This is a genomic window from Actinomadura sp. NPDC048032 (assembly GCF_040653175.1).
GTDB lineage: Bacteria > Actinomycetota > Actinomycetes > Streptosporangiales > Streptosporangiaceae > Spirillospora > Spirillospora verrucosospora.
On record NZ_JBEZJP010000511.1, the window covers coordinates 1 to 5,209 of the forward strand.

Sequence of the window (5,209 nt, forward strand, 5' to 3'; positions counted from 1 at the left end):
GGCTTCGACCCGGACCGCTACCGCCGCCGCAACGTCGTCGAACGCTGCTTCAACCAGCTCAAACGCTTCCGCGGCCTGGCCACCCGCTACGACAAACTCGCCGCCCACTACCGCGCCGTGGTCACCATCGCCAGCCTCATCCTCTGGCTCAACCACGATCCACAAAACAGGCCCTAGGCGTGGGTGCGGTTCTTGTTGACCGCGTCCTTCGTCTTCTGCACCGCGTCCTGGACGGTCGGGGAGTCGCTCGCCTTCTTGAACAGGTCCTCGGCGACCGACTTCTGCGCGCCCTCCTCGGGGATGAGGAGCCACGCGATCGCGTAGAGCGCGACGCCGGCGCCGCCGAAGATCGTGAAGATGGCCAGGCCGAGCCGGAGGATGTTGGGGTCGACGCCGAGGAACCGGCCCGCGCCGGAGCACACCCCGGCGATCATGCGTCCCTCGTGCGTGCGGCGGAGTTGCCTGCCCGTGGTCTTGTCCATGTCCATGCCTCGATCATGCCCAGCGAAAGGTAACTCTGACATCCGGATTCGCCCTGATTCATCCCTGATCGCACCCCTGCCCGGTCAGGGTCGGCCCTGCGACGTACCCTCGTCGCGGACGGCCCCGGACGGAGGAGACCCCGCATGGACGTGCTGCGCGTAGACGACCGGCTCACCGACGAGGAGCGGATGGTCCGCGACACCGTGCGCGCCTTCGTGGCGGAGAAGGTGGCGCCGCACCTGGCGGCCTGGTTCGAGGACGGGACGTTCCCCGCGCGCGAGCTGGCCCCCGAGCTGGGCAAGCTGGGCCTGCTCGGCATGCACCTGGAGGGCTACGGCTGCGCGGGGACGAGCGCCGTCGCCTACGGGGTGGCGTGCCGGGAGCTGGAGGCGGCCGACTCGGGGCTGCGCAGCTTCGTGTCCGTCCAGGGCTCGCTGGCGATGGCGGCGATCCACAAGTACGGCTCGGAGGACCAGAAGAACGAGTGGCTGCCGAGGATGGCCGCGGGGGAGGCGATCGGCTGCTTCGGGCTGACCGAGCCCGACCGCGGCTCCGACCCCGGCGACATGCTCACCCGCGCCGTCCGGGACGGCGCCGGCTGGGTGCTGGACGGCGCCAAGATGTGGATCACCAACGGTTCGATCGCCGACGTCGCGGTGGTGTGGGCGCGCACCGACGACGGGATCCGCGGCTTCCTCGTCCCCAAGGGCACTCCGGGGTTCACCACGAGCGACATCCACCGCAAGCTGTCGCTGCGGGCATCGGTCACCTCCGAGCTGGTGTTGGACGGCGTGCGCCTGCCGGAGTCGGCGATGCTGCCCGGAGTGAAGGGCCTGAAGGGCCCGCTCGGCTGCCTCTCGGAGGCCCGGTACGGGATCCTGTGGGGCGCGGTCGGGGCCGGGCGGTCCTGCTACGAGGCGGCCGTCGACTACGCCAAGACCCGCGAGCAGTTCGGCAAGCCGATCGGGTCGTTCCAGCTCACGCAGGAGAAGCTCGCCTGGATGGAGGTCGCCCTCGGCCAGGCGGGCCTCGTCGCCCTGCACGTCGGGCGGCTGAAGGACGAGGGGAACGCGACCCCGCAGCAGGTCTCGTTCGGCAAGCTCGCGAACGTCCGCGCCGCGCTGGACGTGGCCCGGGAGGCCCGCACCGTCCTCGGCGCCAACGGGATCACGCTCGAATACCCGGTGATCAGGCACATGAACAACCTGGAGAGCGTCCTGACCTACGAGGGCACCCAGGAGGTTCACCTGCTGACCCTCGGGAAGGCCGTCACCGGGCTGGACGCCTTCCGTTAAGCAGTGCTCGACCCCTCCGCGTAGGGTTAATCACTGGACGTCCTGTATCCGACCTGGGCAGACTCGCCCGGTCAAGCGATCTACACGAGGGAGCGGCATGAGAGTCGGCATCGTCGGGGCCACCGGACAGGTCGGGGCCAAGATGCTCGAGATCCTGGCCGAAAGAGGATTTCCGGTCGACGAGCTGCGGCTCTTCGCCTCCGCGCGCTCCGCGGGCCGCAGGCTCCCGTGGAACGGCGGCGAGGTCACCGTCGAGGACGCGGCGGCAGCCGACTACACCGGGCTCGACATCGTGCTGTTCTCCGCGGGCAAGACCACGTCCAAGGAACTGGCGCCGAAGGTCGCCGCCGCCGGAGCCGTCGTGATCGACAACTCCTCGGGCTGGCGGATGGACCCGGACGTCCCGCTGGTCGTCGCGGAGGTCAACCCGCACGCCGCGAGGCAGCGCCCGAAGGGCATCATCGCCAACCCGAACTGCACCACGATGGCCGCGATGCCGGTGCTGCGCCCCCTGCACGCCGAGGCCGGGCTGACCGCCCTCGTCGTCTCCACCTACCAGGCCGTCTCCGGCAGCGGCCTCGCCGGCGTCGCCGAGCTGCACGACCAGGCCGCCAAGACCGTCCAGACCGCCGACCGGCTGACCCACGCCGGGACGGCCGTGGAGTTCCCCGAGCCGTCGGTCTACGTGCGCCCGATCGCGTTCAACGTGCTCCCCATGGCGGGCTCGATCGTCGACGACGGCCTCGCCGAGACCGACGAGGAGCAGAAGCTCCGCAACGAGAGCCGCAAGATCCTTGAGCTTCCGGACCTGAAGGTCTCGGGCACCTGCGTGCGCGTCCCCGTGTTCACCGGCCACTCCCTGCAGGTCAACGCCCGCTTCGAGCGCCCGCTCAGCCCCGAGCGCGCCAGCGAGCTGCTGGCGGGCGCGCCCGGCGTCGTCCTCTCGGACGTCCCGACGCCGCTCCAGGCCGCCGGCCAGGACCCCACCTACGTGGGCCGCATCCGCCGCGACGAGACCGTCGAGAACGGCCTCGCCCTGTTCTGCTCCGGCGACAACCTGCGCAAGGGCGCGGCCCTCAACACCGTCCAGATCGCCGAACTGGTCGCCGCCGAGGGCTAACGGCGCCCCCGCACCTCCAGGGTTTCGAGAAGGGCGGCGGTGCTCCGCGCGATCTCCTCCACGGCCCGGTCGAACGCCTCCGCGTTATGCGAGGCGGGCGCCCGGAACCCGGAGATCTTGCGCACATACTGGAGCGCCGCCGCCCGCACGTCCTCGTCGGTGACGTCATCGGAGTACGGCGGTCGAAGCGTCTTGATACTGCGGCACATGACTCAAGTCTGCCCCGCCCCACCGACAACCCGCACCGTGCCGCCAGGCAGGCGAGGCGATTCCGTCGCTGTGCCCTCCCCCGCCGGGCCCGAGGCCAGGCGGAGGAGGGCACTGCGATCGACACAGCCTCCGGTTACTTGGTGATCTTGATGGTGTCGAGGCCGGCCTCGATGAGGCTGCCGGTTCCGTTGTCGGCGGCCTCGGCGACGATGCGGACGGTCTGGCCCGCGTAGGCGGAGACGTCCGCGGTCTGCGTCTGCCAGGAGCCGGCGCGGTTGGCCGCCGCTCCGGCCTGGTCGAGGACGGTCGTGGAGCCGTTCGGCCCGACGACCCGCACCCGCAGGTAGTCGTCGGTGGAGCTGTTGTTCAGGTGGGCGAGGTACCAGGAGAACGACAGCGTCTTCGAGCCGGCGGGCAGCGCGATCGCGGGCGACTGGACGGTGGTGGTGCCGCCGTCGAGGTCGTAGGTCCCGGCGTCGGTTCCGGCGGCCGCGCCCGTCACGAGGGCGCCGCTGCCGCCCGCGGCGGCGAGCTGCAGGTTGGTGCCGGAGTAGCTGGTCGGCTGCGGGGTGCCCCGCTCCCAGCGGCCCGCGGTGGCGGTGTCGGTGCCGTTCGGGTTGGTCGTCCAGCCGGTGCCCGATTCGAGGTCGTCGGTGAAGACGGTGTCGCCGGGCGGTTCCGTGGTGCCCCCGTCGCCGCCGAGCGTCCAGACGGCGTGGGCGATGGCGTCGGCGTTGCGGTCGAGGGCGGTGTCGTCGATGTTGGACGTGGTGTCGCAGGACGAGTGGTAGCAGCGGTCGAACGCGACGCCGGCCTGGCCGCCCCACAGCTGCGCCTGCTGCGTCGTCTTGCGTCCCTCGGCGCCGGTGAACAGGCCTCCGGCGGCGATCCCGTACCGGATGAACGGCCCGTAGTCGGAGCGTCCGTCGAACGCGGTGTCCTGGACGGGCACGTTGATCGACTGGAAGTGGGCGCGCAGCGTCTGCTCGATCTCGGCGGATCCGGCGGGGCCGCCGCTGCCGCTGGAGCCGTCGCCGTCGTAGGCGAAGTAGCCCGGGTTGGGGGAGCCGACCATGTCGAAGTTCAGATAGCCCTTGATCTTCGACCGCTCGGTGGAGGCGAGGTTGTTGACGTAGTTGGTGGACCCGACGAGGCCGAGCTCCTCGGCGCCCCACCAGCCGAACCGCAGGTGCCGCTTGGGCGCGTACTTCTCGCGGGCGATGGTGAGGGCGATCTCCAGGTTCGCGGCCGAGCCGGAGCCGTTGTCGTTGATGCCGGGCCCGGCCGTGACGCTGTCGAGGTGCGCGCCGGTCATCAGGACGTTGTTCGTGTCGCCGCCCGGCCAGTCGGCGATGAGGTTGTAGCCGGTGGAGCCGTTGTAGGTGAACGACTGGACGCTGGTCTGGTAGCCGGCGGCGTCCAGCCTGCCCTTCACGTAGTCGATCGAGGCGCGGAAGCCGGGGCGGCCGTGGGCGCGGTTGCCGCCGTTGGCGGTGGCGATGCTCTGCAGCTGGGACAGGTGCGCCTTGACGTTGGCGAGCGAGATGTCGGGGGCGGCCAGCGGGGCGGGCGCGGCCGCGGCGCCGGACGGGGCGAGCAGGGCCGAGGCCGCGAGGGCCGCCGCGCCCAAGGCCGCGATCATGCGCGATCTCATGCGTTCCTCCAGGTAGGGCGCGGCCCGCGACGGGGGAGCGGGCCCCGTCGCGGGCCGCGGGCGGGGGGCGGTCAGGCCTTGGTGATGGTGACGTTGTCGATGCCGGCCTCGACGAGGCTGCCGGTTCCGTTGTCGGCCGCTTCGACGAGGATGCGGACGGACTGGCCGGCGTAGGCGGACAGGTCGTACGTCGCCGTCTGCCACGCCCCGGCCTTGTTGGCCGCGGCGCCGCTCTGGTTCAGCACGGTGCTCGACCCGTTCGCGCCGACGACGCGGACGCGCAGGTAATCGTCGGTCGAGCTGTTGTTGAGGTAGGCGAAGTTCCAGGAGAACTTCAGCGAGAGGGTGCCGCTCGGCAGGCTGATCGCCGGCGACTGGACGCTGCTGACGCCGCCGTCGAGGTCGTAGGTCCCGGCGTCGGTTCCGGCGGCCGCGCCCGTCACGAGG

7 protein-coding genes are annotated in these 5,209 nt (G+C 71.3%); 3 read left to right on the plus strand and 4 right to left on the minus strand.

The genetic code is table 11. The features are described 5' to 3' along the window. On the plus strand, positions 1-177 hold a 177-nt coding region (locus tag AB0C69_RS37675), incomplete at its 5' end, for a transposase (protein ID WP_360360583.1). On the opposite strand, the gene AB0C69_RS37680 is transcribed toward AB0C69_RS37675, so the two are convergent. Further along, positions 174-488: a PspC domain-containing protein gene (locus AB0C69_RS37680; RefSeq protein WP_360360569.1), complete on the minus strand. Its 315-nt coding sequence runs from the start codon at positions 486-488 to the stop codon at positions 174-176. The two genes, AB0C69_RS37675 and AB0C69_RS37680, sit on opposite strands and share 4 nt — an antisense overlap. A 138-nt stretch (positions 489-626) precedes the next feature. On the opposite strand from AB0C69_RS37680, the gene AB0C69_RS37685 reads away from it, so the two are divergent. After that, a complete protein-coding gene (locus AB0C69_RS37685) occupies positions 627-1,778 on the plus strand; it encodes an acyl-CoA dehydrogenase family protein (protein WP_360360572.1) in 1,152 nt (383 codons plus the stop codon). Between the two features lie 97 nt (positions 1,779-1,875). Continuing rightward, positions 1,876-2,898, plus strand: a complete 1,023-nt coding sequence (locus tag AB0C69_RS37690; RefSeq protein WP_345185137.1) for an aspartate-semialdehyde dehydrogenase — start codon at positions 1,876-1,878, stop codon at positions 2,896-2,898. On the opposite strand, the gene AB0C69_RS37695 is transcribed toward AB0C69_RS37690, so the two are convergent. From AB0C69_RS37695 to AB0C69_RS37705, 3 genes are all read right to left on the minus strand, one after another. Next, on the minus strand, positions 2,895-3,107 hold the full coding sequence (locus tag AB0C69_RS37695; protein WP_179844599.1) for a DUF2277 domain-containing protein: 213 nt from the start codon (positions 3,105-3,107) through the stop codon (positions 2,895-2,897). The two genes, AB0C69_RS37690 and AB0C69_RS37695, sit on opposite strands and share 4 nt — an antisense overlap. 134 nt (positions 3,108-3,241) lie before the next feature. Continuing rightward, entirely contained in the window at positions 3,242-4,762 is a 1,521-nt protein-coding gene (locus AB0C69_RS37700; RefSeq protein ID WP_360360577.1) for a M28 family peptidase, read from the minus strand. A gap of 71 nt (positions 4,763-4,833) precedes the next feature. Continuing rightward, the coding region (locus AB0C69_RS37705; protein ID WP_360360580.1) for a choice-of-anchor J domain-containing protein at positions 4,834-5,209 on the minus strand (376 nt) is incomplete at its 5' end.